Origin of the sequence: Hydrogenophaga sp. (assembly GCF_051858985.1) — a bacterium.
Classification (GTDB): Bacteria; Pseudomonadota; Gammaproteobacteria; order Burkholderiales; family Burkholderiaceae_C; genus Hydrogenophaga.
This window is the reverse complement of sequence record NZ_JBHYGM010000002.1, coordinates 321,499-347,791: the sequence shown is the minus strand read 5'-3', so window position 1 is coordinate 347,791 and position 26,293 is coordinate 321,499. Positions and strand designations below refer to the sequence as shown.

Below are 26,293 nucleotides of genomic sequence, written 5' to 3'. Positions count from 1 at the left end.
GGAGCCCCGCCATGGCCATCGGAACCACCCAGGACAGCGACGAGATGATGAGCGAGATCAACATGATCCCGTTCATCGACGTGATGCTGGTCCTGCTCATCATCTTCATCATCACCGTGCCGGTCATCAAGCACGCGGTCAATATCGAGCTGCCGCAGGCCAGCGTGGAGAAGGTGCAGGACAAGCCCGAGAACATCCGCCTTTCGGTGGACGCCGACGGTGCCTACTTCTGGAACGAGCAGCGCGTGGATGACGCCGACTTCAGCAACCGCCTGCAAGGCGCTGCCGCGCAGGAGCCGCAACCGGAACTGCACATCCGTGGCGACAAGGCTGTTCGATACGAGCGCGTGGCGCTCGCCATGGCCGCGGCGCAACGCGCCGGTGTGCGCAAGATCGGTTTCATCACGGAGCCTGCCGCACCATGAACACCCCATCGCCATCCCCGCAAACCGATCGCGAGCTGCCGGACGACGCGCCGCAGCCCGTCACGGCCACCGAGCTGCCGGTGCTGCCCAGCGCCGCCCTGTTGCGCGGCCAGAAGGCGGTGGCGATCGATCACAACGGCTTGCTCTACCGGTTGCAGACCACGCGCCAGGGCAAGCTCATCCTGACCAAATGACACCGGCGCACTGAGCCGGCCAACGCTTTTTCATCGTGGGGCGACCCGGGGAACTCACTTTCCCCGAGCGTCGTTTTTAGCCAGCCAAGGGGCACTCCACCCCACTAGCCAGGCATTTTTTTACAGCCCGATGGCTGCAATGCCCGCGCGCGCAACCTGCGCATCTTCCGTCGATTTCACGCCGCTCACTCCCACGGCGCCCAGGCACTGCCCGTCTTTCATGATGGGCACGCCACCTTCCAGCATGCCAGCCAGCGTCGGCGCACTCAGGAACGACGTGCGCCCCTGGTTGATGATGTCCTCGTAAATCTTGCTTTCTCGCCGGCCCATCGCTGCGGTGTGGGCCTTGGCGGGGGCGATGTGGGCGGAAATGGCGGCAGCGCCGTCCAGCCGCTGCAGCCACAGCAGATGTCCCCCATCGTCCACGATGGCGATGGTCACCGCCCACTGGTTCTTCAACGCTTCGGCCTCAGCTGCGGCGGCGATGAGCTTGACGTCGGCGCTTTCGAGAACGGTCTTGTTTTTCATGAACTTGGTCCTATTTTTGCGATCAGAAGGTGCTGCGAACGGGATTCGGCTCGCCCGAGGCGTGCAGTGAGAACGATAACGCGGTGATTGTGGTCCCTGGGGACACAAGTGACCTTACCAAAAATGCGTTTTCGTCCGCTCTGTCCTTCCGGCGACCCGCACCCCTACAATGCAGCTTCACCGGTCAAGCGGGCATCCTGCCCGCCCCGCCCGGCCCCGAGTGTCAGATGATGAAGGAGATCACCACCATGACCGACCACGTACAGACCAGCGGCCGCTTCGGCACCGCCGTTTCCAGCGATGCGCAGCGCAACAAAGTCATGCGCAACACCTACTGGCTGCTGGCCCTGTCCATGCTGCCCACCGTGCTGGGCGCCTGGATCGGCGTGCAGACCGGGATCACGGCCGCCCTCACCGGAGGCATGGGCCTGATCGTCTTCCTGGGCGGCGCCTTTGCGTTCATGTTTGCCATCGAGAAGACCAAGAACTCCGCCGCCGGCGTCCCCGTGCTGCTGGGCTTCACCTTCTTCATGGGCCTGATGCTGTCGCGCCTGCTGGCCATGGTGCTGGGCTTCTCCAACGGGGCCAGCCTCATCATGACCGCCTTCGGGGGCACCGCAGGCGTGTTCTTCATCATGGCGAACCTGTCCACGGTGATCAAGCGCGACCTCTCCGGCATGGGCAAGTGGCTGTTCGTGGGCGCCCTGGCGATCATGATCGGCGCGATCATCAACGTGTTCGTGGGCAGCACGGCCGGCATGGCCGCCATCGCCACGCTGGCCATCGTGGTGTTCAGCCTTTACCTGCTGTACGACCTCAAGCGCATCGTGGACGGCGGCGAGACCAACTACATCACCGCCACCCTGGGCCTGTACCTGAGCCTGTTCAATATCTTCCAGAGCCTGCTCATGATGCTGGGCCTCTTCGGCGGCGACCGCGAGTAAGCCTGTTCGCCCCAGCAAGAAAGGACCTTCGGGTCCTTTTTTGTTGGGCGCGCGCCGAGGAAAAAGTCCGCTTCCCGGCGTCAAGTTCTGGCCGGAATGGCCGAAACATCATGGAAACCACCCACCCTGCCATGCGCCACACCGTCTTCACCGTCTGCATCCTGAGCGCCGCCGCCCTGCTGAGCGGCTGCGAGGCGCTGGGCATCGAGTCGGCGACCCTGGTCAATGCCAAGAAGGAAGCCGAGGGCAAGGCCATCGGCAGCGCTTGCCGCCATGCGGTGCGCAGCATCGAGGACTGCTTCGGCAGCTACCCCCGGGCCGGCAAGGCCGCGGTGTTCGCCGGCTGGAAGGAAATGGACGAGTACATGCGTGAGAACGCCATCGTGGGCATGCCCGCGGAGCCCGCCGGCGGCGCGGCCGAGGGCAAGGGCGGCGAAGCCGTCCACGGCGAAAAGCCCGCCGCCGCGGCACGAACGTCCTGACACTGGGCCTCAGGGCGCGGTGTCACCCGGGGTCCGCGACGGGTCCAGTTCGAACACCGCCATGCTTTCCACGTGCGCGGTGTGCGCAAACATGTTGACCACACCGGCCGCCACGCAGCGGTAGCCCGACTGATGCACCAGCAATCCCGCGTCCCGAGCCAGCGTGGCGGGATTGCAGCTCACGTAGACGATGCGCTTCGGAGGCGCCCAGCTGCCTCGCAGCGCCGGGTTCTGGTGCAGGTCGGCCATGGCCTTGGCGAGGGCAAAAGCGCCCTCGCGCGGCGGGTCCACCAGCCATTTCTGCGCCACGCCGTCGGCCACCAGCTGTTCAGGCGTCATCTCGAACAGGTTGCGCGCGGCAAAGGTGGTAGGCGCCAGCGGACGGTCGCGCCCGGACTGGTTGCCCGCCAGGTTCTCGCGCGAGCGAGCCACCAGCGTCTCACTCCCCTCAATGCCCAGCACTTCCCCGGCCGTGGTCGCAATGGGCAGGGTGAAGTTGCCGAGCCCGCAAAACCAGTCGATCACGCGCTCGTGGGCACGGGCATCCAGCAGGCGCAGCGCGCGCGCCACCAGCACCCGGTTGATGAAGGGATTGACCTGGGTGAAGTCGGTCGGCTTGAACGGCATGGTGATGCCGAATTCGGGCAGCGCGTAAGAGAGAACGTCGATTCGCCCGGACTCTGTCGAAGGTTCGTCGAGCAAGCGCACCGTGTCAGGGCCCTTGGCCTGCAGCCACCACTGCACGCGGTGCTTAGCCCCGAAGGCGCGCAGCCGAGCGCGATCATCCTCACTCAGCGGCTCCAGGTGGCGCAGCACCAGCGCCGTCACGTCGTCTCCGCAGGCCAGCTCGATCTGTGGGCAGGTCTCGCGGGCATCCATCTCGAAGATCAGCGCCCTCAAGGGCACCAGCATGGCACTCACGTGCGCGGGCAGCACAGGGCATACCTTCATGTCAGCCACATAGCGGCTCTTGCGTTCGTGAAAGCCGATCAGGACTTCGCCCTTCTTGTGGACGTGTCGAACCGAGAGTCGCGCACGGTAGCGGTAGCCCCATGCAGGCCCCTCGATGGGCCGCAAGAGGTTTTCAGCCTTCACCTTGCCCAGGTGCCAGAGGTTGTCCTCCAGGACGCGCTGCTTGATCGCGACCTGCGCGGATTCGTGCAGGTGCTGCATCTTGCAGCCCCCACAGGCACCAGCGTGAAGACCGAAATGCGGACAACCCGGGCGCACACGCTGTGACGATTCGTGGTGAACGGCCGTGACCGTGCCGGCTTCCCAGTTGTTCTTCTTGCGGTGCACGTTCACGCTGACCTGCTCGAAGGGCAGCGCACCTTCGATGAACACGACCTTGCCGTCGGGGCGGCGCGCGATACCCTGTGCGTCGATGTCCAGGGACTCCACCGCCAGCCAGCCTTCTGGCAAGGCGTGTTCCGGGGTGTCGTGGGCGGCCGCGCTGGCGGTGGTGAGAAGGCTGTTTTCGTGGAGGGTGGACGCTGTCATCCACCGATTGTCTCAGGCCCAGGCCTTCAGATATTCGTCCCAGTGCGCCTCACCGGGTGCCAGGTTGCCCAAGGTTTCTTTCACCATGGCGATTTCCTGCTCGTACTCTGCCTCGGTCAGGCCGCCGCGCATCTTCTGGAATCGGCAATAGACCAAGTAGGTGTTCATCACGTCGGTTTCGCAATAACGTCGGATGTCCTCTATCTGGCCGGCGAGGTACTGGGCGTAGACCTGCGACCCGTCCATGCCGAGCTTGCCGGGAAAACCACAGAGCTTGGCCATGGCATCCAGCGGCGCATTGTTCTTGGGCGAGTACATGGCCAGCAGGTCCATCAGGTCCAGGTGGCGCATGTGGTAACGGCTGATGTAGTTGTTCCACTTGAACTCGCGATCGTCCTCGCCGAGGTCCCAGTACTTGCTGGCTTCCACGCCGTGACGCAGGCCACGGTAGTGCAACACCGGCAGGTCGAAGCCGCCGCCATTCCAGCTCACGAGCTGGGGTGTGTGCTTTTCCACCGCGTGAAAGAAGGTCTGCACCACCTTGCCTTCACTCTGGCCATCGCGGTCAACAAAGGAGTGGATGCGCAAGCCCTCGGCGTTGCGGAACACGCAACTGATGACCAACACGCGCTGCAGATGCAGCGGCACGAAATCGCTCTGGCCCTTCTCCTTGCGCTCGGCGAGCCACGCCCCGTACACCTGTTCGTCGGTGTCGGCGGCGCTCGCGCCGCGGAGGGCGCGAAGCCCTTCAACGTCGGGGATGGACTCGATGTCGAAGACGAGGACGGGCCAGGCCATGCCGCGCGCCGGTTCAGCGCTTGGGCAGGTGGCCCATGGGATCGACCGGCTTGCCCAACCGGCGCACCTCGAAATGCAGCTTCACGCGATCGGTGTCGCTGCTGCCCATCTCGGCGATCTTCTGGCCCTGGCGCACGGCCTGGTCTTCGCGCACCAGCAGTGCCTGGTTGTGGGCGTAGGCCGTGAGGTAGGTGTTGTTGTGCTTGAGGATGATGAGGTTGCCGTAGCCACGCAAACCTGCGCCCGCATACACCACGCGGCCATCGGCGGCAGCCAGCACAGGGTCGCCAACCTTGCCGGCAATGGAGACGCCTTTGTTGTTGGCCTCGTCGAAGGGTGTGATGACCGAACCCTGTGCCGGCCAGATGAACCCGATCTCGTCACCGCCCGCCGCAGCCGGCGGTTGAGCGGGAGGTGCGGCCGGAATGGGGGTGGGCGGTGCGGCCTCGGTCAAGGGGCGGGCTGTCACGCCCGAACTGGCCACCGGGCTGGTGGCAGGGCCCGTGGGCGCAACCACGGGCGGCGGTGTGCTGGCAGCGGTCGCGCTCACGGGCGGCAGCACCCGCAGCACCTGCCCGATTTCGATCGAATTGGCGTTTGCGAGGTTGTTCCACGTCTGGATGTCGCGCCAGTTCTGGCCATTGTCCAGTGCGATGCGGAACAGGGTATCGCCCGCCTTCACGGTGTAGTAGCCAGGCTTGCCGGCGTTTTCGCTGCCGGGCATCACCACCACGGCGGGTGGCTCGACGCCGGTGCGGACCACGCCCCTGTCTTCGACCGGCGCGGGGCCCGAAACGCGGCGCGTGGAGCAACCCGCCGTCACCAGCAGCACGGCCAGCAAGGTCATGACCGCGGCGCCTTGCCATGCCGAGCGCCCCGACTGCTGGGGTTGACCCGACGACTGGAAAACACGCTTGCTCATGAAAACTCCCACCATTGGCGTGGGCACCGTGCAACATCCGGGCACGGGCCCTGTAAGAAAAACCGCTGCGCTGTCAATGACATGCGCCAGCTCATGCGACCCCCGATTTTAGGGGTACAAAGAGGACCGCCTCCAGTTCGGTGCGCACCACGCCGGTGGCGGTCTTTTCCACCACCACCAGGTTCTGGCGCCCCGCGCTGGTCACCGCCGGCGCCACGAGCCGGCCGCCCACCGCGAGTTGATCGATCCAGGCGTCGGGAATGTGGTTCCCGCCCGCCGCCGCAATGATGCCCGCGTACGGTGCGCCCTTGGCGTACCCCACCATGCCGTCGCCGAACAGGAGGTGCAGATTGGAGAGCCGGAATGCACGAAGGTTCTCGCGCGCCTTTTCATGAAGGCCCTTGAGGCGTTCGATGCTGTAGACCTCGCGTGCGACGTGGCTGAGCACGGCAGCCTGGTAACCGCAACCGGTGCCGATCTCCAGCACGCGGCCCAGTTTTTCAGGGTGGCCCTGGCACAGCAGCTCGATCATGCGGGCGACCACCCCGGGCTTGGAAATCGTCTGACCCAGGCCAATGGGCAGGCTGGTGTCTTCGTAGGCCTGGTTGACCAGTGCGGTGTCCACAAACCGGTGGCGCTCGACGGCACCCAGGGCCGCGAGCACCCCCGCATGGCGCACGCCCTGGGCCTCGATCTTGCGCACCATGGCGGCCCGCACGGCCAGCGAGTCCATGCCCACGCCACGGGGTGCCAGAGGCCGGCTCGCTGGCGCAGCGGCACGGCCCTTGGCGTCCATGGACGGCGTCGGTCCACCCACCGTGGCCGATGGCTCCAGGCGAGCGGGAAAGCCTGGCCGCGGTCGCGCGGCTGAAGGCGGTGGCTGAATCGGGCCCGCGCGTTTCAAGGGCTTGCCTTCGCCGCGGTGTCGGGGTCCGCCAGCGCAGCTGCGGTGGGCGCCCAGTAGGCCAGGCGGTCGTGGTCCGTCAGGTCCACCTGCAGCGGCGTGATGGTGGCGTAGCCCTGCAGGGATGCATGGAAGTCGGTGCCCTCCGCATCGTCCTTGGCCTTTCCGGCGCTGCCGATCCAGTACATGGTGTCGCCGCGCGGGTTGGTCTGCGAGATCACCTGTTCGGCCGCGTGGCGCCGCCCCAGGCGCGTCACCTTGAAGCCTCGAATCTCGGCCAAAGGGCGGTTCGGGATGTTCACGTTGAGCAGCCAGGGATCGGCGGGGGGGCCGTTCTCCAGCGACGGCAGCAACTGCGACACCAGTCGAGCCGCCACGCGGCCCGCGTCTTCGAGGTGTGCCCAGCCCTTCTCCGTTTGAGAAAAGGCGATGGCGGGGATGCCGAACAGGTAACCCTCCATGGCGGCGCCCACGGTGCCGGAGTAGATGGTGTCGTCGCCCATGTTGGCGCCGTTGTTGATGCCCGAGACCACGAGATCGGGCCGGTAGCCGAGCAGGCCGGTGAGCGCGATGTGCACACAGTCCGCCGGTGTGCCGTTCACATAGCGAAAGCCGTTGTGCGAGGTGTGCACGTACAGCGGGGAATGCAGGCTGAGCGCATTGGACTTGGCGCTGTTGTTGTGCTCGGGTGCCACCACCTCCACATCGGCCAGCCCCTTGAGGGCATCGAACAGGGCCACGATGCCTGGCGCCTGGTAACCGTCGTCGTTGGAGATGAGGATTTTCATTGCCGCGATTTTAGGTGGATCGACCCGGTCACGCCCGGGACAGGCCGCGGGCATACCCGCTGCGAACGGCAGGGCCATGCTGCCTATCATGGGCCGCTTCAAGACCAACCAACCGAGGAGATGCCATGCAAGCCTGGCTGTGTGAAAACCCTGTGGGCGTCGAGGCGCTGACCTGGAAAGAGCTGCCCACGCCCGAGCCCAGGGCCGGCGAGGTGCTGGTCGAGATCCAGGCCGCCAGCCTGAACTTCCCCGACCTGCTCATCGTGCAGAACAAGTACCAGACCAAGCCCCCCCTGCCCTTCGTCCCGGGATCGGAATACGCGGGCGTGGTGCGCGCCGTGGGAGAGGGCGTGAAGCACCTGCAGGTGGGCCAGACGGTGGCGTGCATGGCCGGCACCGGGGGATTCGGCACTCACGCCGTGGTGAACGCCGCGCTGTGCATGCCGCTGCCAGCGGGCTTTCCCGCCGTGGATGCCGCTGCCTTCGGCCTGATCTATGCCACTTCCTGGCATGCCCTGATGGACCGCGGCGCACTGAAGTCCGGTGAGACCGTGCTGGTGCTGGGCGCGGCCGGTGGAGTGGGCACGTCTGCCATCCAGATTGCCAAGGCGGCTGGCGCACGCGTGATTGCTGCGGCGTCGAGCGACGAGAAATGCGAGCTGTGCAAGCAGCAAGGTGCCGACGCCACCATCAACTACAGCGTGCACACGCCCAAGGAGGGGCTGCGCGAAGCGATCAAGCAGCTCACCGACGGCAAGGGCCCCGATGTGATCTACGACCCGGTGGGCGGCGAGTTCGCGGAGCCGGCGTTTCGCTCCATCGCCTGGCGGGGGCGCTACCTGGTGGTCGGCTTCGCCAGCGGCCCCATCCCCAGCCTGCCGCTCAACCTCACGCTCCTCAAGGGCGCCAGCATCGTCGGTGTGTTCTGGGGTGATTTCGCCAGGCGCGAACCCAAGGCCAATGCCCAGATGATGCAGACCCTCGCGGCCATGTACGCCCGAGGCGAGGTGAAACCGGTGATCGACCAGACCCTGCCCATGCGCGAGCTGCACAAGGCCTACGCCATCATGGGATCGCGCTCGGTCAAGGGCAAGCTGGTGATGGTGAACTGAACCCGGGTGTGCGAACATCGAACTCTCCCTCCACCGAAGCGAGTGTTCCATGAGCGATCTCCTCCTCAGCGCGGCGGCCAGTCGCGAACCGCTGCAGGCTTCCTTCAGCGACGCAGCAAACCCCCTGGGTCTCGATGGCGTCGAGTTCATCGAGTACGTGACCAGCAAGCCTCAGGCCCTGGGCCAGGTGCTGGAGATGATGGGTTTCCGCCCGGTCGGCCGGCACCGCTCGCGAGAGGTGCTCCTCTACCGCCAGGGAGAACTCAACATCGTGGTCAATGCGCACCCCACCGACGCGCGAGGCGGCGGCCACGGTGGTGAGGTGCCCTTCATTTCGGCCATGGCCCTGCGCGTGCGGGATGCCCGCTCGGCCTACCACTGCGTGCTCGAGCGCGGCGCCTGGTCGGTGCCCACGCACGCCGAGGTGATGGAGCTCAACATCCCCGCCATCCACGGCGCGGGCAACAGCCGCATCTATTTTGTCGATCGCTACGCCGAGTTCTCCATCTACGACGTGGATTTCGTGCCCATTCCCTCGGTGGACCAGCGACCGCCGGCCACCGCAGGCCTGCACTTCTTCGGCGTCGTGCAATACATCGGGCCCGGGCGCAGCAACGACTGGATCCAGTTCTACAACGAGCTCTTCGGCACCGAACTGATTCCCGACGAGCAGCGCTTCGGCATCATGCCCAAGGGCACGCTGTTGCGCACGCCGGCACTCGACCCGGGACGGCGCTTCATGCTGCAGTTGATCGAACCCGAGATCAACGTGGTGGATTCCGAGGAGCGCCTGCAGCGCATCGGCCTGGGCGTGTCCGACGTGCTGGCGGCGGTGAAGGCGCTGCGCGCGCTCGGCGTGGAATTCGTCGAAACCGAAGCGGCCCACACCGAACAGCGCGGCGCCATCACCAAGACGTACCTGGGCTCGGTGGTGTTCGAGCTGGTGCACAGCGAAAAGGCCTGATCACGTGAACCCGAATCGAGACCTGATCGAAGCCATCAGCGGCTTCGGCATGGACACCATCACGCTGGCTGGCCCGCTGGAGGCCAAGCTCGCTGCCATGAAGGCCGCGGGCTTCTCCCAGGTCATGCTCAAGGCCAACGACCTCGTGGGCCATCCCGGCGGTCTTTCCGCGGCCGTGCAGGCCGTCAAGGACAGCGGCTTGCGCGGCACGGGTTTCCAGGTGCTGCGCGATTTCGAGGGCCTGTCCGGCCACCTGCACCAGTACAAGATGGACATTGCCAAGAGCATGCTGGAGATGTGCGCGGCGCTCGACTGCCGTGTGCTGCTGGCCTGCTCCTCGACGTCCACGCACGCCTCGCAGGACATCGACCACCTCGCACGCGACCTGCGCAAGCTGGCCATGCTGGCGATCCCGCTGGGCATCCGCATCGCCTACGAAGGGTTGTCGTGGGGCCGCACCATCAACGAATTCACCACCGCCTGGGACGTGGTCTGCCGCGCCGACTGCCCCAATCTCGGCCTGGGCCTGGACTCTTTCCACATCTTTGCGGCCAAGACGTCGCTGGAAGAGATCGACTACCTCGACCCCGAGAAAATCTTCCTCGTGCAACTCGCCGATTTCATGTGGCAGGAGACCCGCACGTTCGAGGAACGCATGACCACCGCGCGCACCTTCCGGGTGTTCCCCGGCGAGGGCGTGCACAGCGAGCAGCTGGTGGAACTGGTGCTCAAGCTCGACCGCCTCGGCTACACGGGGGACTACAGTTTCGAGGTCTTCAACGACGACTACCAGCAGATGCCCCTGCCGATGGTGGCCGACCGGGCGCGCCGTTCGGCGCTGTGGCTGGCCGAAGACGTGTTGCGGCGATCGGTGCCGCTGCCCAACCAGATGCGGCTCAAAGGCTGATGGGCGCGGCGTTCAGCCGTGGCGCACCCGCACACCCAGTCCGCCGCACAACGCAATCAGGGCGATGCCAGCGACCGACCACGCGTCGGGCGCATACCCGAAGACCAGCCAGCCGCCCAGCGTGGCAAAGCCGATCTGGGCGTACATGTAGGGCGTGAGCCGCGAGGCCGGAGCGCGGTGGTAGGCCTGGATCATGAAGTAGTGGCCGAGCGACCCGAACACCCCCATCACCGAAACGATCGCCCAGAGCTTCCACTCGCCCAGGGGCACCCAGGACCAGGGCAGCAGGAGCGTGCCGAACACCAGGCCGGTGAGGCCCGTGTAGAAGTGCATGGTGCCGGGGTCTTCGGTGCGCACCATGCGGCTGGTGACGATCTGGTAGACCGCGTTGATCAGCACGAGCCCCAGTGGCAGCAGCATGGCGCCCTGGAAATCGCTTCCCTTGGGCCGGATCACCACCAGCGCACCGATCAGGCCGCCGGCCAGCAGCCACCACGTGAGCGCGGGCACGCGCTCGTGCAGCAGCGGCGCGGCCAGCAGTGTGATCACCAGTGGCACCAGCATGAGGATGGCGGTGAACTCCCCCACGGGCACATAGCGCAGGCTCAGATAGGCCACCGTGCCCGAGCCGACCATGAGCGTGCCGCGCACCAATTGCCACCCGGGCTTGCGGGTCCTGAAAAGCGAGTTGCGTTGACGCGGCCACAGCAGCGCCAGCGTCATGGCGGTCTGCACCAGGAAGCGCAGCCACACCGCCATGAGCACGGGAACGACGGCGCCCACGTATTGAGAAGCGGTGTCCAGCAGGGCAAAACACAGCGTGGCACACACCGCCAGCGCAATGCCGCGCGCGGGATGCGGAAATCTCGGGTCTGACAAGGAAAGCCTGGGGGAAACGGGCCTCTGGCTGCTGGTTCAGTAGCTCAGGCGGGCCACCGACCGCAGCACGTCTGCGGTGGTGGTGGGAAACCCGAAGTATTCCAGATAGGCAGGAATCTGTTCGAACAGCATGTCCGTGCCCACCTGCACGCGGCAGCCCCGCGCTTGCGCCGCCGCGAGAAAAGCCGTCATCTCCGTGCGCATCACCACCTCGCCCACAAAGGTGTGCGGCTGCAGGCGCGAGACGTCCACAGGCAGGGGATCGCCCTCGTTCATGCCCATCGGCGTGGCGTTGACCACCAGATCGAAGCCCGATGGGTCGTTGTGGCCCGTGCCGACTTCGACCTCCGGATAGTGGGTCTTCAAGCGCTGGGCCAGCGCCTCGGCCGACGCAGCGTTCACGTCGTAAAGCGACATGGCGCCCACGCCCGCCGCCGCCAGCGAGGCCGCAATGGCACAGCCCACGCCGCCGCTGCCGACCACCAGAACCCGCGCGCCCGCCAGCGTGAGCCCCTTGCGGCGCACGCCGCGCACGAAGCCTTCGCCATCGAACATGTCACCCACGAGCCGGCCGTCGGTCGTGCGTTTGACGGCATTGCACGCGCCCGCCACCTTCACCGTGGGCGTGACCTCGTCCAGCAGGGACACCGTCACGACCTTGTGAGGCATGGTGATGAGGGCGCCCCGCACATTGGTCAGCGTGAAGACCGCTCGCAAAAAGCCCGGATAGTCGCCCGTCTGGCAGCCCATGGGCACCACCACCGCGTTCACTCCGACCTGTTCGAAATACGGGTTGTAGATGAGCGGCGACTTGAAGCTGTGCGTCGGGTAGCCGATGTGGGCGATGAGTTCGGTGTGGCCGTTGATCATGTTCTATCGTTCGTGACGCTGCCTGACCCCGGCTTCATTTGCGGACCTTGGCCAGCTCCGCCTGCAGTTCCTTGACGGTGTCCTGACCCACGGTGACCGCGTACTTGGCGGTGACCGGGCGCATCACGTCGCGCAGCTTGGAGAGTTCGGCTGCCGGCAGCTCGGTCACCTGCATGCCGTTCTTCTTCATGTTGTCCAATGCGGCGGCCACCTGGCCCCGTGCCTGCTCACGCTGGTACTTGGCAGCCTCGATGGCAGCGTCAGAGATGATCTTCTTCTGGGCCGCATCGAGCGTGTCCCAGAACTTCTTGCTGATGATCACCGACTGCGGGTTGTACTGGTGATTGCTCAGCACCAGGTGCTTCTGCACTTCGTAGAACTTGTTCGCGTTGATCACGGTCAACGGGTTCTCCTGTCCGTCGATGGTCTTCTGCTCAAGCGCTGCATACACCTCGGGGAAAGGCAGCGGCGTGGGGTTGGCGCCCAACGCCTTGACCCAGTCCACGTTGATCGGGTTCGGAATAACGCGCAGCTTGAGACCGGCGAGATCTTCCACCTTGGTGACGGGTCGTTTGCTGTTGGTGATGTTGCGAAAGCCGAGTTCGAAGTAGGCCAGTCCGACCAGCCCTTTTTCCTGCAACTTGTCGTGCAGCTTCTTGCCGAAGGGCGCGTCCAACACGGCGTCGGCTTCCGTCGAATTGTTGAACATGAAGGGGAAATCGTAGATGGCGAATTCCTTGACCTGGCTGGCGAAGATGCCTGAGTTCATGGAGGCCATCTCCAGCGTGCCGCCCTGGATCGCCGAAACGTTGGACTGGTCGCTGCCCAGCGTACCTCCGGGGAACAGGTTGACCTTGATCTTGCCGCCAGACTTTGCCGTCACGATCTCGGCGAATTTCTCCAGGCCCATGACGATGGGATGCCCCTTGGGGTTCTGGGTGGCGAACTTGATGGTCTTGTCTTGCGCGTGGGCAGCGCCGAAAGCGGTCAGGGCCAGAGAGGCCACGAGGGTCTTGAGCATCATGCGTTTCATGGTTGTCTCCAGGGGTTGAGCGGGGAAAAGCAATGGGAAGAGAAAGGGGAAAAATTCAGCCAATCAGGAGCTTGGCCGGCCACATCACGAGCTGCGGAAAAAGCACCATCAGGAACATCACCGCGAACTGCACCAGCATGAAGGGCAGCACGCCGCGCGTGACATCGTCCATGCGCATGCGACCCACGCCAGCCACGGTGTTGAGCACCGTCCCGACAGGCGGCGTGACCAGGCCGATCGAGTTGTTGATGATGAAAAGTACCCCAAAGTACACCGGGTCGATGCCGGCGGCTTTCACGATGGGCATCAGCACCGGCGTGAGCATCAGGATGGTGGGCGTCATGTCCATGGCTGTGCCGACCACGATGACAAGCACCATGATCGCCATCATCAGCAGGGTGGGGTTGTCCAGCAGCGGCTGCAGCAGCGTGACGATCTGGTCGGGCAACTGGGCCACGGTGATCAGCCAGGCCGACACCATCGCAGCGGCGACCAGGAACATGATGACGGCCGTGGTCTTGGCGGCGTTCAGGAACACGTCGTAAAGCTGCTTCCAGCTCAGTTCGCGGTAGATCACGCCAGCCACAAACAGGGCGTAGACCGCCGCCACCACGGCCGCTTCAGTGGGCGTGAAAACACCCATGCGCAAGCCCACCAGGATGATCAGCGGCAGCATCAGTGCCCATCCCGCGCTGCGCATGGCGGAGAGGACTTCACCCGCAGTTTTGCGGGGAGGTGGTTCCAGCTTTTCGCGGCGGGTGGTCCACCACCAGGTGGCCCACAGACCGGCTGCGAGGAGGATGCCGGGGAAGATGCCGGCCAGGAACAGCTTGGAGATCGACACATTGGCCGCGACGCCAAAAATCACGAAGCCGATGGAAGGCGGAATGATCGGGCCGATCACGCCGCAGGCAGCGATGAGGCCGCCACTGCGTGCCTTGTCGTGGCCAGCCTTGACCATCATGGGCAGGAGCAGCGCGGTGAGCGCGGCGGCATCGGCCACGGCCGAGCCCGACAGCGCGGAAAGCAGGCACGCCGCCACGATGGTGACGTAGCCCAGTCCACCACGCACGTGGCCCACCAGCGCCATCGCGAAGTTCACGATGCGCTTGGAGAGGCCCCCGGTGTTCATGATCTCGCCAGCCAGCATGAAAAAGGGCACAGCCAGCAGCGGGAAACTGTTCGAACCCTCGATCACGTTCTGCGCGAGTATCTGCGCGTCGAACAGATCGAGGTGCCACATCAGGGCCACGCCACTGAGCAGCAAGGAAAACGAGATGGGAATACCCACGGCCATGGCGGCCAGCAGGGAACCGAGAAAGATGGCAATGGTCATGGTCGATCTCGATCTGGGTCAGGGACGGGGATCGCCAATTGGCATTTCTTCAGACTCGCGGATGCCGATCAGCTCACCTTCGGACATCTGGCCTGTCATCAGGCGCCACAGGTTCAGCAACAGCACGGGCGCAGCCAGGATGGCAAAGGTCATGCCGCTTGCGTAGAAATACGCCATGGATGTCTGCATCACGGCACTGGTGGATTCCCAATTGATCTTCACTTGCTCCCAGGCGCCCTTGAAGACCAGCCAGCAGACAAACAGCATGAGCAACAGGCTGACGGCCAGGCAGAACTTCCTGCCCCGCACGGGCAGGCGGGAAATCAGCGAGTCGGTGCCCAGGTGTGCACGTTCGTTGAGCGCGACGACGGCACCCATGAACGTCATCCACACAAAGAGCCAGCGAGAGAGCTCTTCCGACAGCGTGATGCCCGAATTGAAGCCGTAGCGCATGACCACATTGCCGAACACCATCACGACCATCAGCACCAGGCTGCCCACCATCAGCCACGCCAAGGCCCGGCAATAGCGATCGATGAATATCTGCACCATGTCTTGTCTCCTCACGGATCGAAGACATTAATGTACGAACTGGTTAGTTTTTAAAGATGGGGGAAAACCCTCAGTCGGGCAGCCGCCCGTCGGCTCATTGCGGTGCTGGCTCGCCTCAGGCGCGCATGAATCGAACGATCATTTCCGTGACGCTGGCACGGCGCGCGGCCAGCGCTTCGGGCGAGGTCATGTCGCGCTTGAAGATCAGCCCGAAGGTGTGCCGGTTGGAGACGTTGAAAAACGAGAGCGCCGAGATCGACGCATGAATGTCGATGGGATCCAGGCCTGGTCGGAACACGCCGTCTGAAACCCCGCGTTCGTACAGCTGCCGAATCGACGAGATGGCCGGCACATTGAGCTCCTGGATGCTCCTGCTCTGCTCGAGGAACTGGCCCCGGTTCATGTTCTCGGACATCACCAGCCGGATGTAGTTTTCGTGGCTGTGGTGGTGGTCGTAGGTGAACTCGACGAGCCGGCGCAGCGCGGCTTCGGGCTCCAGATCCTGCAAGTGCTGCTGCCCCTCGATCTCCCGCATCCGGCGGTACGACTCTTCGAGCACCGCGAGGTACAGACCTTCCTTGCTGCCGAAGTAGTAATAGATCATGCGCTTGCTGGTGCGCGTGGCGGCTGCGATTTCGTCGATGCGCGCACCTGCGAGCCCCTTCTCAGCGAATTCGGCCATGGCCACTTCCATGATGTTGGCCATGGTGCGTTCAGGATCGTTTGTGCGGGCGACCTTGGGCTCTGGCGTGGTCTGCCCATCACGACGACGGGAATGTACCGTTTCGTTCATTTAGGCAGTATAGGGCCGGCCCCCGCTGCCACAAAGTGCGCTCGGTCCATGAGTTGCAAGTCCTTCCGGACCATGGGCAGGAATGCCATCTGGTCCAGGACGTCGCGTTGCAGGTCAATGCCCGGTGCAAGCTCGAACAGCTCGATGCCTTGCGACGTGAGACGAAAACTCGCGCGCTCGGTGAGGTAGAGCACCTCCTGCCCGCGCACCAGGCCCTGCGGACCGCTGAACGTGATCTGATCGACGCGCGGCACCAGCTTTTTCACAGTGCCCTGCTGAAGCACTCGCATCTGCCCGTCGCCGGTCTGCAGCTTCACGCCCTTGGCCGAGAACGTGCCGCAGAACACCACCTTGCGCGCGTTCTGGGCGATGTCGATGAAGCCGCCCGGGCCCACGGTGAGGCCACCGAGCTTGCTCACGTTGACGCTGCCCTCGGCATCGAATTCGCCGAACCCGAGGAAGGCGATGTCCAGACCACCGCCGGCATAGAAATCGAATTGCGTGGGCGCGTCGAGCATCGCACTGGCGTTGCGCGCGTAGCCGAACAGCACACCGTCCATCAGGGTGCCACCATAGGTGCCATGCTCGATGGTCTGGTAGAGGCGGTGCTGCTCACCGCGCGCGGCAATGAGTCGCGCCACCGCATCGGGCACACCCACGCCGTAGTTGACGACCGGACGCTCTTTGCCGGTGTTGAACAGCTCCACCGCAGCTCGCCGCGCGATGGCCTGGCGCTCGCTGAAGGCCTCCTGCGCGGCAGCCACTTCGCGGGCGTGGTCCTCGGCCTCACGGTGCGCGCGCTGCGAGCCGGTGAGTTCGCCACTGAAGGACGGGTCGAATGGAATGTCGTAGCTGGTGCGCTGCCCGGCGTCGACCACGATGGCATCGACCCACGCCCCGGGGATGCGCACCTCGCGCGCCTTCAGCGCACCGGCTGGCAGACGCTCGGCCACCTGCACGATGACCTTGCCACCGCTGTTGCGCGCGGCCAGCGCGAGCGACTGCGCATCGAGGTTGGCGGCTTCGTGCTCGAAGCTGATGTTGCCCTCCTCGTCGGCCGCGCTGGCCCGCACGATGGCGACATGGATGGGAAAGGGCTTGTAGCGCAGGTATTCGCGACCATCCATCAACACCACCTCGGCCAGGTCGTCCGTGGCGCTGGCGTTCATGCGGCCGCCCCCCAGGCGCGGGTCGCACACCGTGCCCAGGCCCACGTGGGTGAACAGGCCCGGGCGACCCGCTCCGATCTCGCGCATGAGCTGGCTGCTCACGCCGCCGGGCAGGATGTAGGCCTCGATCTTTTCGTCGACCGCGAGCTGCTGCATGGCGGGCGACCACACCCAGTGACCGCCAATCACGCGCCGCACCAGGCCTTCGTGGGCAAAGCAGTTCATGCCCCGGGTCTTCTTGTCGCCAATGCCCAGGGCGTGCATCACGCTCAGGCCACGCGGATGCTGCGTGGCGAGGAAGCGCGCCTGCACGGCCTCGAACACATGGGTGGCTTCCATCAGCCCCCCGCCACCGCCCATGAGACCCACGGTGTCGCCGTCGCGGATGAGTTCGGCCGCCTGCGCAGCCCCCATGAATTTGCTCGCACTCATGGCGGGTTCAGCGGTGCACATCGAAGAGTTCGGCGCCTTTCTTCAGCGCGCTCCTGGCAATCACGCCGCGGTGAATTTCGCTCGTGCCGTCGAAGATGCGGTAGATGCGGGCGTCGCGGTAGTAGCGCTCGATCGGGAGCTGCTTGCAGAATCCCATGCCGCCGAACACCTGCACAGCCCGATCGACGACGCGGCCCAGCGTCTCGGCCGCGTGCACCTTGACCATGGCGATGTGATCGCGCGCGTCCATGCCCTGGTCGAGCATCCATGCCGAGTGGTAGACCATCCAGCGCGCCGCGTTGATCTCCGTCACGCTGTCGGCCAGCATCTGCTGCACCATCTGGAAATCCCCGATGCGGGTCTTGAACTGCCGGCGTTCGCCGGCGTAGTCCAGCATCAGCTCGCACACGTGCGCGGCCTTGCCCACTGCGCGCGCACCCACCTGCGCCAGTCGCACCACGTTCAGCGCTCCCATGGCGAGTTTGAAGCCCTGGCCTTCTTCGCCCAGCAGGGCGTCGTTGTCCAGTGCAACGTCGTCGAAGAAGAGCTCCAGATGCGGCGTACCGCGGATGCCCATCATCTTCTGGTCCTGCCCGAGGGTGAAGCCGGGCAGGCCCTTGTCGACCATGAAGATGGAGATCGCGTTGTCGCCCGTGCGCGCCGAGACGAGAAAGAAATCGCTCCACTCGCCATCGCTGATGAAGTGCTTGCTGCCGTTGAGCACCCAGCCGGCATCGGTCTTCTTCGCGTTCGTCTGGATGCCCGCAGCGTCCGAGCCTGCACCGGGTTCGGTGATGGCGATGGCGCAGGTGCGCGTGCCATCCACCGCCGGCTGCAGCCATCGCGCCACCTGAGCACCCTTGCAATGCAGCAGGGGTTCGTACACGTTGCCGAAGGCACGGCGGATCAGGTAGTCGCTGGTGTGGCCGAACTGCTCTTCGCAGAGGATCCGGTCCAGGTTGGAGAGGCCCGCTCCACCCAGATGGGCTGGCATGTTCAACGCGTACAGCCCGAGCGCGCGCGACTTGTCGTGGATGGCCTGGGCCCTGGCACGATCCAGAAAGCCGTCTTCTTCCAGCGTCTCCTCCAGCGGCTGGAGTTCCTGGGCAATGAATCGACGCACCGTGTCGATCATCATTTTCTGTTCGTCGTTGAGCGCAAAGTCCATGGAGGCTTTCGAAGGGATCAGGTCCGGTGTTCGACGAAGGGCCGGCTCGCGGCCAGGCACAGGGCTGCCCATTCGTGCACGCCAGTGGTCTGCTCGCGTTCGAGGTGGATCACCTCCACGCTGACGGGTAGATCCACCGGTAGCACGCCGAAGAGGCCGTGCAGGTCGATGCCTCCCTCGCCTGGCAACAGCCGCGCGCAGCGCGCCGTGTGGATCAGCTGTTCGATGGTGAAGTTCGTGCCCGGCACGGCGTCGCAGATCTGCGCGTAGTGCAGCAGTTCGCGCGGAATGGCACGGATGTCGTCCAGCGTGGTGTGCGATCGCCCGAAATGCAGCGCGTCAACGAGGATGCCGGCATTGGCCGGCTGTCCCGCACGGCGGATCACGCGCAGCGCGGACTTCGCGTCGGGCACGCCCGTCCAGGGCATGAATTCAAGATCGGCCGTGAGTCCATACGGCGCCATCACTTCGCACAGTCGTGCGTAGCTCGCAGCCAGGCGCGCCTCGTTGTGGTCATCGCCCGCCACCAGGATCGCGCGCGCCTGCAGCGCCGCGCCGGCGTCATAAAGCGCATCCCAGGTGTGCGGATCGAAGCCCTTGTCGATGCGGATGATTTCCAGGTCGAGCACGCCCACCCCGGTGTCGCGCTGCGCAGCCAGCGCCTCACGCATGGCCTCGGGACGGCCCAGCAGGAACTGCTGAGCCGCACCCGGTGCGTTGGGCCACAGGCGCAGGCCCACGTGTTGATAGCCTTCGGCAGCCGCCACGCGGATCGCTTCGACCGGCGTGCAACGGTGGGCGCCCAGATAGGCCAGGGAATAGATGCGGTTCATGGAGCGTGCGCGAGGCGTCAGGGCGCGTAGATCGGCTGGCGAACGGCGGCAGCGCCGTGGCCTCCGGTCTCCGCGGTGAGGTTGAAAAAAGGCGAAGCGCCGCTGACGGCGGCGAGCTGGGACGCCACCGACAGCAGCTCGGGACCCAGTTCTTCCATGCGCGCTCGCGTGAAGCGCACCGTGGGTCCCGCAATGGTGATCACGCCCATGGCGGCCTGGCCGGCAAACCGCACTGGAGCCGACATGGCCGCCAGGCCCAGGCTGTAGGTGTCGGTGGTGACGCTGTAGCCGCGCTGGCGCGTGGCACGCACGCCCTTCATCACGGCCTGCAGGGAAGTGGGTGCGTTGGGACCGAAGTCCTGCACCGTGCCCAGGCCCTGGCGCGCCAGCAGTGCCAGCGCTTCGTCCTCGCCCAGCGTGGAGAGCCAGGCCCAGCCGGACGAAGAGCACGAAAGACGCGCATCGATGCCCATGTCGGGGTCGTATCGCAGGCCCTGGCGCGCGCCTTGAGCTCGCGCCACCCAGGTGAGGCGCTCGCCATCGACCACGGAAAGGCGCACCAGTTCGCCCGACACCTCGGCCAGGTGGTTCAGCAGGGGTTGCGCCACATCCACGATGCCGCTGTGGCTGAGGTAGGAAAGGCCCATGCTCACCAACCGGGTGGTGAGCAGGTAGTCGCCCCGCCCGCGCGCCTGTCGCACATAGCCCAGGCGAACCAGGTCGGCCAGCAGGCGATGCGCCGCACTGCGCGGCATGTTCAGCCGGTCGGCCAGCACGGCCAGCTCGAGCCCCTCGCCGTGCCGCGAAAGCAGTTCGAGGATGCCCAGGGTGCGTTCAAGGATGCCGCTCATGGCGTAAAGTCTATCCAGTTTCCGGAAACTTGTTCAATAATGGAATTGAATTCCACTTTTTTCATGATGTCCATGCCCGAAGCCAGTTCCCGTCCTGTGTCAATCGACGGCGGCACCCGCATCCACTACATCGTGGGGGACCCGATTGCCCAGGTGAAGTCGCCGTCTGAAGCCACCCGGGTGCTGCAGGACGAGGGACACAACGCCATCGTCGTGCCGGCCCATGTGGCGCCGGCCGACCTGGCGCGATGGGCGGCCGGGGTGTCGCTGGCGCAGAACGTGGACAGCATCATCGTCACTGTCCCCCACAAATTCGCCTGCTTCCACCTGTGTGCCACCACGTCCGGGCGCGCCACCTTTCTGCAGACCGTCAACACCATGCGCCGCAACCCGCAAGGCGGTTGGCACGGCGACATGTTCGATGGCCTGGGCCTGGTGAAAGCCTTGCAGGACAAGGGTTTCGAGCCCGCAGGCAAATCGGCCCTGGTGGCCGGCGCGGGTGGCGCCGGTTCGGCGATTGCGCACGCGCTGGTGGAAGCCGGGGCAGCGCGGCTGGCGGTTCATGACTCCGACGCCGCGCGGCGCCACGCCCTGGTGGACCGACTCGCCTCACTGGGCATGGGCCGCGTCGAGCATGGCAGCGCCGACGCTTCGGGCTTCGACCTCGTGGTCAATGCCACGCCGGCCGGCATGCAGCCGGGCGACCCCATGCCTGTGGACATCACACGCCTCGATGCGGGCGCCATGGCAGCCTGCGCCATCACGGCGCCTGCCATTTCACCCTTCATTGCGGCTGCGCGAGCGCGTGGCTGCCAGACGCTGACGGGCATTGAAATGTTCGACCGCGTCAAGGACCTGATCGTGGACTTCCTGCTGGATCGGCCCAGTCCATGACCAGGCCCGCAAAAGATAGACGTGGACACCGGGGCGGCCAGCTTCTACATTGAACCCCGGACCCGCGGCGACACCACAAGAACCCAGGAGCCCGGGTACCAGGGCTTGATTCGAGAACCATGAAGGAGACAACCGCATGCAGAAGTTCAAACGCCAGTTTCTGGGCGCAGCACTGGCCGCCATGGCCGCTGCCACCCTTGGTGGGCCGGCCCTGGCTCAGGGGTACCCCGAACGCGACGTGACCGCCGTCATCCAGTGGGGCGCCGGCGGCGGCACCGACGTGGCGATGCGCGGATACGCCCCCTATGCCGAAGAGGCGCTGGGCCGCAAGATCGTGCTGCAGAACAAGCCGGGCGCAGCCGGCGCCATCGGCGCGAACTTCGTCCTGCAGCAGCCGGCCGATGGCTACACGCTGCTCATGGGCGCAGAACCCCAGGCGCTGTTCCGAGTGATGGGCATGGCCGACTTCGACTACGACAAGTTCTATCCCATCAACATCGCAGCGATCGCCAACTCCATCATCCTGGTCGCGCGCAACGACGCACCGTGGAACACCATGCAGGACCTGCTGAGCCATGTGCAGGCCAACCCCAGGAAGCTCAAGCAGTACCTGGCGGGACAAGGCACCGTGCCCTTCACGGTCAACACCATGGTGAAAAGCCTCACCCCCTTTGAAACCATCCTGGTGCCGTTCGATGGCGATGGTCCGGCCATCGCTGCGCTGCAGGGCGGCCACATCGACTTCGGTTTCATTGCCTCGGGTGCCGTCATCGAACACGTCAAGGCCGGCCGCCTCAAGGCGCTGGGCGTCCTCGACAACAAGCCCTTCCAGGGCATTCCACCGATGACGGATGCGCCGTCGCTGCGCGCCTTGCCCAAGTACCTGCCCTGGGGCTCGTTCTACGGCGTGTTCGTGCGCAAGGAAACGCCCGAGCCCGTGAAGGCCAAGCTGGTCGCGGCCTTCAAGAAGGCGGGCGAGAACCCGCAATACCGCAAGTTGATGGAAGGGCGTGGCACCACCATGCTCAACCTGAGTGGCGCCGAAGCCGACGCCTTCATCCGCAAGTGGCAGTCGACCACCGCGTGGCTGTACCAGACCGCAGGCACCGCCAAGGTCGATCCGGCCACGCTGGGCATCGCCAAGCCCTGACCCGCCCCGGGTGATCCGGCGCAGCCCGCGGCCGGATCACCCGCCTCACCCCTTCGAGGAGACCCGCGATGCACACCAGCCACCCGCGACTGGCGGGCGAGCTGACCTTCATGGTCCTGCTCGTTCTCGTGAGCCTGTTCCTGCTCTGGACGGCCTATCACATCTCCAGTCTTGAATCGCTGGCCGCCCCAGGCACATTCCCGTTGTTCTGTGCCGCCGCCATGGCCATCACCGGGCTGTTGAACGTGGTCAAGACCGCTCGAAAGAAGCTGCACCTGGAGAACGGTGAATCCACCGTCCAGCAGTTCGTGCGCAAGATCACCCCATTGCAGCTCGTGCTGTTCTCGGTGCTGATCTTTCTCTACATGCTGGGGATGGAGTTCATCGGCTTCCTGCTGGCGTCCTACCTGTTCCTGGCCTTGTCCATGTACCTGCTCGGCAGTCGCCGCGTGCTGCTCAACCTGTTGATCAGCGCGCTGGTGCTGGCGGCCATCTTCATCGTCTTCCGAACCGCCTTTTCAGTCATCCTGCCTGCGGGCAGCCTGGTCGGGCCCTACCTGCCGGAGCTGCTGAAATGATGGAAGCCCTGGGTTACTTCCTGATGTCCTGGCTGGACATCCGGATGCTGCTGCTCACCGCGCTGGGCACGTTCGCCGGCATCTACATCGGCGCCATTCCCGGCCTGTCCGTCACCATGGCGGTGTCCATCCTGATCTCTTTCACCTTCAAGTGGGATATCAACCATGCGCTGGCGCTGATCTCGGGCATCTACCTCGGCGGCGTGTACGGTGGCTCGCGCAGCGCCATCCTGCTCAACATTCCAGGCGCCCCGGCCGCCATTGCCACGGGCCTCGACGGGTATCCACTGGCCAAGCGGGGAGAAGCCGGACAGGCCATTGGCCTCACGACCGTCGTTTCGGTCTATGGCGGCTTCATCGGCATCCTGGCGCTGGCCATTGCAGCGCCGGCGGTGTCCAGCCTGGCCCTGAAGTTCGGTCCGCGCGAATACCTGCTGCTGGCGATCTGGGGCATCCTGCTCGTGGGCAGCCTCTCAGGCGAATCCCTCTCCAAGGGCATCTTTGCCGGCGCACTGGGTGCCCTCATCTCCTGCGTGGGGCTCGACCCCATGACCGGTGAACAACGCCTGACGTTTGGCAGCCTGCAGATGTCGGCCGGCATCTCGTACATCGCCGCGATGATCGGCTTCTTCGGCGTGTCCGAGGTGATTGCGCAACTGCACGAACTCAAGCTGAAGGCCATCAAGCAGAACGTCAGCAAGATCATTCCGTCCTGGGCCCTGCTTCGCAAACACCTTCCACTGGCCACGCGGACCTCGGCCATCGGCGTGGTGGTGGGGGCGCTGCCTGGCGCCGGTGGCGACATTGCCGCGCTCATGGCCTACGACCACGCCAAGCGCACGGTCAAGAACCCGTCGCGGCCCTTCGGCGAGGGTGCCTACGAAGGTCTCGTGGCGCCGGAGTCGGCGAACAACGCGTCGGTGGGTGGCGCCTATGTGCCCATGCTCACGCTGGGCATCCCCGGCGACGCGGTCACGGCGGTGATCATTGGCGCTCTGTACATCCACGGGCTCAAGCCAGGGCCGCTCCTGATGATCGAGACGCCGCACCTGTTCTGGTTCATCGTGGGCTCGCTCACACTGGCCAACATCTTCCTGCTGTTCTTCGGCCTCACGGGCATCAAGCTGTTCGCCAAGATCGTGGAGACGCCCAAGCCGGTTCTTCTGCCGCTGATCCTGGTGCTCTCTGCCGTTGGGGCATACGCCATCAACAACAATCCGGTGGATGTGTACTGGATGCTGGGCTTCGGGCTGCTGGGCTACTTCCTCAAGATGTACGGTTTCCAGGTGGGACCGGTGGTGCTGGGCATGATCCTCGGGCCCCTCATGGACCGCAGCTACCGCCAGACCATGCTGTCCACCGGAGAAGACGTCGGACTCTTCGTCACCGAGTTCTTCACCACACCGCTGTCGGCCATCATCCTCGCGGCGCTGGTGTTCACGCTGGTGAGCCAGACGGCCTGGTACAAGCGCCTTCGGTACGGGAAGAGCGCGGCCTGAGCGTCGGGTGTGGCGCCCGCATATGCCTTCATGCCATAAACAAACTACTTCATAGTTGTTGGTTGAACAGGGACTGCTCCAGAGAATGCGGTTTTGCATTGGAAGGAGCTCACTTGAGCACACGCCGTCCCACCGTCATCATCATTCCCGGCTGGCGAAACTCCGGCCCCGGCCACTGGCAGACGCTGTGGTCCGACAGCCTGCCGTCGGTGCTGCGCGTGGAGCAGGACGACTGGGTGGCACCGGTCCGGCGGGCCTGGGTCGATCGACTCAGCGAGACCATCGCACAGGCACCAGGCCCGGTGGTGGTGGTCGCCCACAGCCTGGGCTGCATCACCACCGCCCACCTGCCGCCCGAGGTGGCATCTCGCATCCAGGGCGCGCTGCTGGTGGCGCCCGCCGACCCTGAGCGTCGCGGTGTGCTGGCCGATTTCGCCCCCGTGCCCTACCAGCGCCTGCCCTATCCCAGCATCCTCGTGGCCAGTGGCAACGATCCCTATTGCCCGGTGCGCACAGCGGGCGCCTACGCCCGCGCCTGGGGCAGCGAGTTCGTGCGGCTCAACGAAGCCGGCCACATCAATGTCGATTCGGGCCATGGACCGTGGCCGCTGGGGCTGGCGTTGTTGCAATCGCTCGGCGCCGAGGTGCCTGAAGCGGCCCGCGCGCCGGAACCCGCATGAACGCGCCTTATTCCTGGGCCTCATAAGGAAACAAGAACAAAGTCGTTTGGATTCTCAATGTGAGCGCCCAGAATTCGTCACATCCTGTTTCGCTCTGGAGCTTCCTCATGAACAACACCCTGCGCGCGGCGCTCGCCGCCGTGGCCCTGTCCACCTCTGCCTTCGCATCCGCCCAGACCACGCTGCTCAACGTGTCCTACGACGTGGCGCGTGAGTTCTACAAGGACATCAACGTCGCCTTCGCCGCGAATTACAAGAAAACCACGGGCAAGGACATCAAGGTCGACCAGTCGCACGCCGGCTCCAGCGCGCAGGCGCGCGCCGTGGCCGATGGCCTGGAGGCCGATGTGGTGACGTTCAACACCACGACCGATGTCGACTTCCTCGCCGAGAAGGGCGTGGTGGCCAAAGACTGGCGCCAGAAATTCCCCCACAACGCCGCACCCACCACGTCCACCATGCTGTTCCTGGTGCGCAACGGCAATCCCAAAGGCATCAAGGAGTGGGATGATCTGATCAAGCCCGGCGTGCAGGTGGTGGTGGTCAACCCCAAGACCGGCGGCAATGGCCGCATGGCTTACCTGGCAGCATGGGGTTACGTGCGCAGCAAGGGCGGCAGCGACGCAGAAGCGGCTGAATTCGTGAGCAAGCTCTACAAGAACGTGCCGGTGCTGGCGCGCGGCGGGCGTGACGCCACGGGCGTCTTCCTGCAACGCAACATCGGCGACGTGCTCGTGACCTTCGAATCCGAGGTGGTGTCGGTGGACAACGAGTTCGGCAAGGGCAAGGTGGACGCCGTGCACCCCAGCGCGTCCATCGTGGCCGAGAACCCCGTGGCGGTGGTCGAACGCACCGTGAACAAGAAGGGTTCGGCCGCCGAGGCCAAGGCCTACCTGGATTTTCTCTACAGCCCCGAAGGCCAGGAGATCGCCGCGAAGCACAACATCCGTCCGCGCAACGAAGCGGTGTTGAAGAAGTACACAACCGCCTTCAAGCCCATCAAGTTCTTCACCGTGGGTGACTACTTCGGCTCGCTGGCCGAAGCGCAGAAGGTGCACTTCAACGACGGCGGCCAGTTCGACAAGATCTACACCGTCGGCAAGTAACC

Annotated in this window: 29 protein-coding genes; 13 read left to right on the top strand and 16 right to left on the bottom strand. The window is 65.1% G+C overall.

What is annotated here, in order from left to right; genetic code table 11:
* Positions 1-11: 11 nt before the first annotated feature.
* A complete protein-coding gene (locus ACTIEY_RS08090; protein ID WP_439518606.1) occupies positions 12-425 on the top strand; it encodes an ExbD/TolR family protein in 414 nt (137 codons plus the stop codon).
* On the top strand, positions 422-619 hold the full coding sequence (gene hemP, locus ACTIEY_RS08085; protein ID WP_439518605.1) for a hemin uptake protein HemP: 198 nt from the start codon (positions 422-424) through the stop codon (positions 617-619). The genes ACTIEY_RS08090 and hemP overlap by 4 nt, the downstream gene beginning before the upstream one ends.
* Positions 620-739: 120 nt before the next feature.
* Here hemP and ACTIEY_RS08080 read toward each other — a convergent pair whose 3' ends face one another.
* A complete protein-coding gene (locus ACTIEY_RS08080) occupies positions 740-1,147 on the bottom strand; it encodes a GlcG/HbpS family heme-binding protein (protein WP_439518604.1) in 408 nt (135 codons plus the stop codon).
* Between the two features lie 248 nt (positions 1,148-1,395).
* On the opposite strand from ACTIEY_RS08080, the gene ACTIEY_RS08075 reads away from it, so the two are divergent.
* Together ACTIEY_RS08075 and ACTIEY_RS08070 are read left to right on the top strand one after the other, a co-directional pair.
* The gene (locus ACTIEY_RS08075; RefSeq protein WP_439518603.1) at positions 1,396-2,091 is read left to right on the top strand and encodes a Bax inhibitor-1/YccA family protein; all 696 of its coding nucleotides are present in this window, start codon (positions 1,396-1,398) and stop codon (positions 2,089-2,091) included.
* 110 nt (positions 2,092-2,201) lie between these two features.
* Complete coding sequence (locus tag ACTIEY_RS08070; protein ID WP_439518602.1) at positions 2,202-2,573, top strand: hypothetical protein; 372 nt, start codon at positions 2,202-2,204, stop codon at positions 2,571-2,573.
* A 9-nt stretch (positions 2,574-2,582) separates the two neighbouring features.
* Here the strand turns inward: ACTIEY_RS08070 and rlmD are convergent, their stop codons facing one another.
* From rlmD to surE, 5 genes are all read right to left on the bottom strand, one after another.
* A complete protein-coding gene (rlmD, locus tag ACTIEY_RS08065) occupies positions 2,583-4,073 on the bottom strand; it encodes a 23S rRNA (uracil(1939)-C(5))-methyltransferase RlmD (protein ID WP_439518601.1) in 1,491 nt (496 codons plus the stop codon).
* Positions 4,074-4,085: 12 nt separating this feature from the next.
* Complete coding sequence (locus tag ACTIEY_RS08060; RefSeq protein WP_439518600.1) at positions 4,086-4,871, bottom strand: 3'-5' exonuclease; 786 nt, start codon at positions 4,869-4,871, stop codon at positions 4,086-4,088.
* A 13-nt stretch (positions 4,872-4,884) separates the two neighbouring features.
* Positions 4,885-5,718: a peptidoglycan DD-metalloendopeptidase family protein gene (locus tag ACTIEY_RS08055; RefSeq protein ID WP_439519425.1), complete on the bottom strand. Its 834-nt coding sequence runs from the start codon at positions 5,716-5,718 to the stop codon at positions 4,885-4,887.
* Positions 5,719-5,884: 166 nt separating this feature from the next.
* On the bottom strand, positions 5,885-6,589 hold the full coding sequence (locus ACTIEY_RS08050) for a protein-L-isoaspartate(D-aspartate) O-methyltransferase (protein WP_439518599.1): 705 nt from the start codon (positions 6,587-6,589) through the stop codon (positions 5,885-5,887).
* A gap of 104 nt (positions 6,590-6,693) precedes the next feature.
* Positions 6,694-7,485 (bottom strand): 5'/3'-nucleotidase SurE, encoded by a 792-nt coding sequence (gene surE, locus ACTIEY_RS08045; RefSeq protein ID WP_439518598.1) that lies wholly within the window; start codon positions 7,483-7,485, stop codon positions 6,694-6,696.
* 125 nt (positions 7,486-7,610) lie between these two features.
* On the opposite strand from surE, the gene ACTIEY_RS08040 reads away from it, so the two are divergent.
* Genes ACTIEY_RS08040 through ACTIEY_RS08030 form a run of 3 tightly spaced genes read left to right on the top strand, consistent with a single transcriptional unit; the run spans position 7,611 to position 10,468 of the window.
* Entirely contained in the window at positions 7,611-8,597 is a 987-nt protein-coding gene (locus tag ACTIEY_RS08040; RefSeq protein WP_439518597.1) for an NADPH:quinone oxidoreductase family protein, read from the top strand.
* Between the two features lie 49 nt (positions 8,598-8,646).
* Positions 8,647-9,561, top strand: coding sequence for a VOC family protein (locus ACTIEY_RS08035; protein WP_439518596.1), 915 nt, complete (start codon positions 8,647-8,649; stop codon positions 9,559-9,561).
* Between the two features lie 49 nt (positions 9,562-9,610).
* A complete protein-coding gene (locus ACTIEY_RS08030) occupies positions 9,611-10,468 on the top strand; it encodes a sugar phosphate isomerase/epimerase family protein (protein ID WP_439519424.1) in 858 nt (285 codons plus the stop codon).
* Positions 10,469-10,480: 12 nt separating this feature from the next.
* Here ACTIEY_RS08030 and ACTIEY_RS08025 read toward each other — a convergent pair whose 3' ends face one another.
* The 10 genes from ACTIEY_RS08025 to ACTIEY_RS07980 all read right to left on the bottom strand — a co-directional run bounded on the left by ACTIEY_RS08025 (position 10,481) and on the right by ACTIEY_RS07980 (position 20,384).
* Positions 10,481-11,347, bottom strand: coding sequence for a DMT family transporter (locus ACTIEY_RS08025; protein ID WP_439518595.1), 867 nt, complete (start codon positions 11,345-11,347; stop codon positions 10,481-10,483).
* A 36-nt stretch (positions 11,348-11,383) separates the two neighbouring features.
* On the bottom strand, positions 11,384-12,217 hold the full coding sequence (locus ACTIEY_RS08020) for a shikimate dehydrogenase family protein (RefSeq protein ID WP_439518594.1): 834 nt from the start codon (positions 12,215-12,217) through the stop codon (positions 11,384-11,386).
* A gap of 34 nt (positions 12,218-12,251) precedes the next feature.
* Positions 12,252-13,250, bottom strand: a complete 999-nt coding sequence (locus tag ACTIEY_RS08015; RefSeq protein ID WP_439518593.1) for a TRAP transporter substrate-binding protein — start codon at positions 13,248-13,250, stop codon at positions 12,252-12,254.
* A gap of 55 nt (positions 13,251-13,305) precedes the next feature.
* Positions 13,306-14,586 (bottom strand): TRAP transporter large permease, encoded by a 1,281-nt coding sequence (locus ACTIEY_RS08010; RefSeq protein ID WP_439518592.1) that lies wholly within the window; start codon positions 14,584-14,586, stop codon positions 13,306-13,308.
* Positions 14,587-14,604: 18 nt separating this feature from the next.
* Entirely contained in the window at positions 14,605-15,138 is a 534-nt protein-coding gene (locus ACTIEY_RS08005; RefSeq protein WP_439518591.1) for a TRAP transporter small permease, read from the bottom strand.
* Between the two features lie 115 nt (positions 15,139-15,253).
* On the bottom strand, positions 15,254-15,931 hold the full coding sequence (locus ACTIEY_RS08000; RefSeq protein ID WP_439518590.1) for a TetR/AcrR family transcriptional regulator: 678 nt from the start codon (positions 15,929-15,931) through the stop codon (positions 15,254-15,256).
* Complete coding sequence (locus ACTIEY_RS07995) at positions 15,928-17,532, bottom strand: acyl CoA:acetate/3-ketoacid CoA transferase (RefSeq protein WP_439518589.1); 1,605 nt, start codon at positions 17,530-17,532, stop codon at positions 15,928-15,930. Before ACTIEY_RS07995 ends, ACTIEY_RS08000 begins: the two co-directional genes overlap by 4 nt.
* Positions 17,533-17,539: 7 nt before the next feature.
* Positions 17,540-18,700 (bottom strand): acyl-CoA dehydrogenase family protein, encoded by a 1,161-nt coding sequence (locus ACTIEY_RS07990; RefSeq protein WP_439518588.1) that lies wholly within the window; start codon positions 18,698-18,700, stop codon positions 17,540-17,542.
* Between the two features lie 17 nt (positions 18,701-18,717).
* On the bottom strand, positions 18,718-19,533 hold the full coding sequence (locus ACTIEY_RS07985) for a sugar phosphate isomerase/epimerase family protein (RefSeq protein WP_439518587.1): 816 nt from the start codon (positions 19,531-19,533) through the stop codon (positions 18,718-18,720).
* Positions 19,534-19,550: 17 nt separating this feature from the next.
* A complete protein-coding gene (locus ACTIEY_RS07980; RefSeq protein WP_439518586.1) occupies positions 19,551-20,384 on the bottom strand; it encodes an IclR family transcriptional regulator in 834 nt (277 codons plus the stop codon).
* 66 nt (positions 20,385-20,450) lie between these two features.
* On the opposite strand from ACTIEY_RS07980, the gene ACTIEY_RS07975 reads away from it, so the two are divergent.
* From ACTIEY_RS07975 to ACTIEY_RS07950, 6 genes are all read left to right on the top strand, one after another.
* On the top strand, positions 20,451-21,278 hold the full coding sequence (locus ACTIEY_RS07975; protein WP_439519423.1) for a shikimate dehydrogenase family protein: 828 nt from the start codon (positions 20,451-20,453) through the stop codon (positions 21,276-21,278).
* 136 nt (positions 21,279-21,414) lie between these two features.
* Entirely contained in the window at positions 21,415-22,428 is a 1,014-nt protein-coding gene (locus ACTIEY_RS07970; RefSeq protein ID WP_439518585.1) for a tripartite tricarboxylate transporter substrate binding protein, read from the top strand.
* Positions 22,429-22,496: 68 nt separating this feature from the next.
* Entirely contained in the window at positions 22,497-23,006 is a 510-nt protein-coding gene (locus tag ACTIEY_RS07965) for a tripartite tricarboxylate transporter TctB family protein (RefSeq protein ID WP_439518584.1), read from the top strand.
* On the top strand, positions 23,003-24,505 hold the full coding sequence (locus ACTIEY_RS07960; protein WP_439518583.1) for a tripartite tricarboxylate transporter permease: 1,503 nt from the start codon (positions 23,003-23,005) through the stop codon (positions 24,503-24,505). The genes ACTIEY_RS07965 and ACTIEY_RS07960 overlap by 4 nt, the downstream gene beginning before the upstream one ends.
* 113 nt (positions 24,506-24,618) lie before the next feature.
* The gene (locus ACTIEY_RS07955) at positions 24,619-25,185 is read left to right on the top strand and encodes an RBBP9/YdeN family alpha/beta hydrolase (RefSeq protein WP_439518582.1); all 567 of its coding nucleotides are present in this window, start codon (positions 24,619-24,621) and stop codon (positions 25,183-25,185) included.
* 107 nt (positions 25,186-25,292) lie between these two features.
* Positions 25,293-26,291 carry a sulfate ABC transporter substrate-binding protein gene (locus ACTIEY_RS07950; protein ID WP_439518581.1) on the top strand — a complete coding sequence of 333 codons (999 nt, stop codon included), beginning with the start codon at positions 25,293-25,295 and terminating at the stop codon, positions 26,289-26,291.
* Positions 26,292-26,293: the final 2 nt, after the last annotated feature.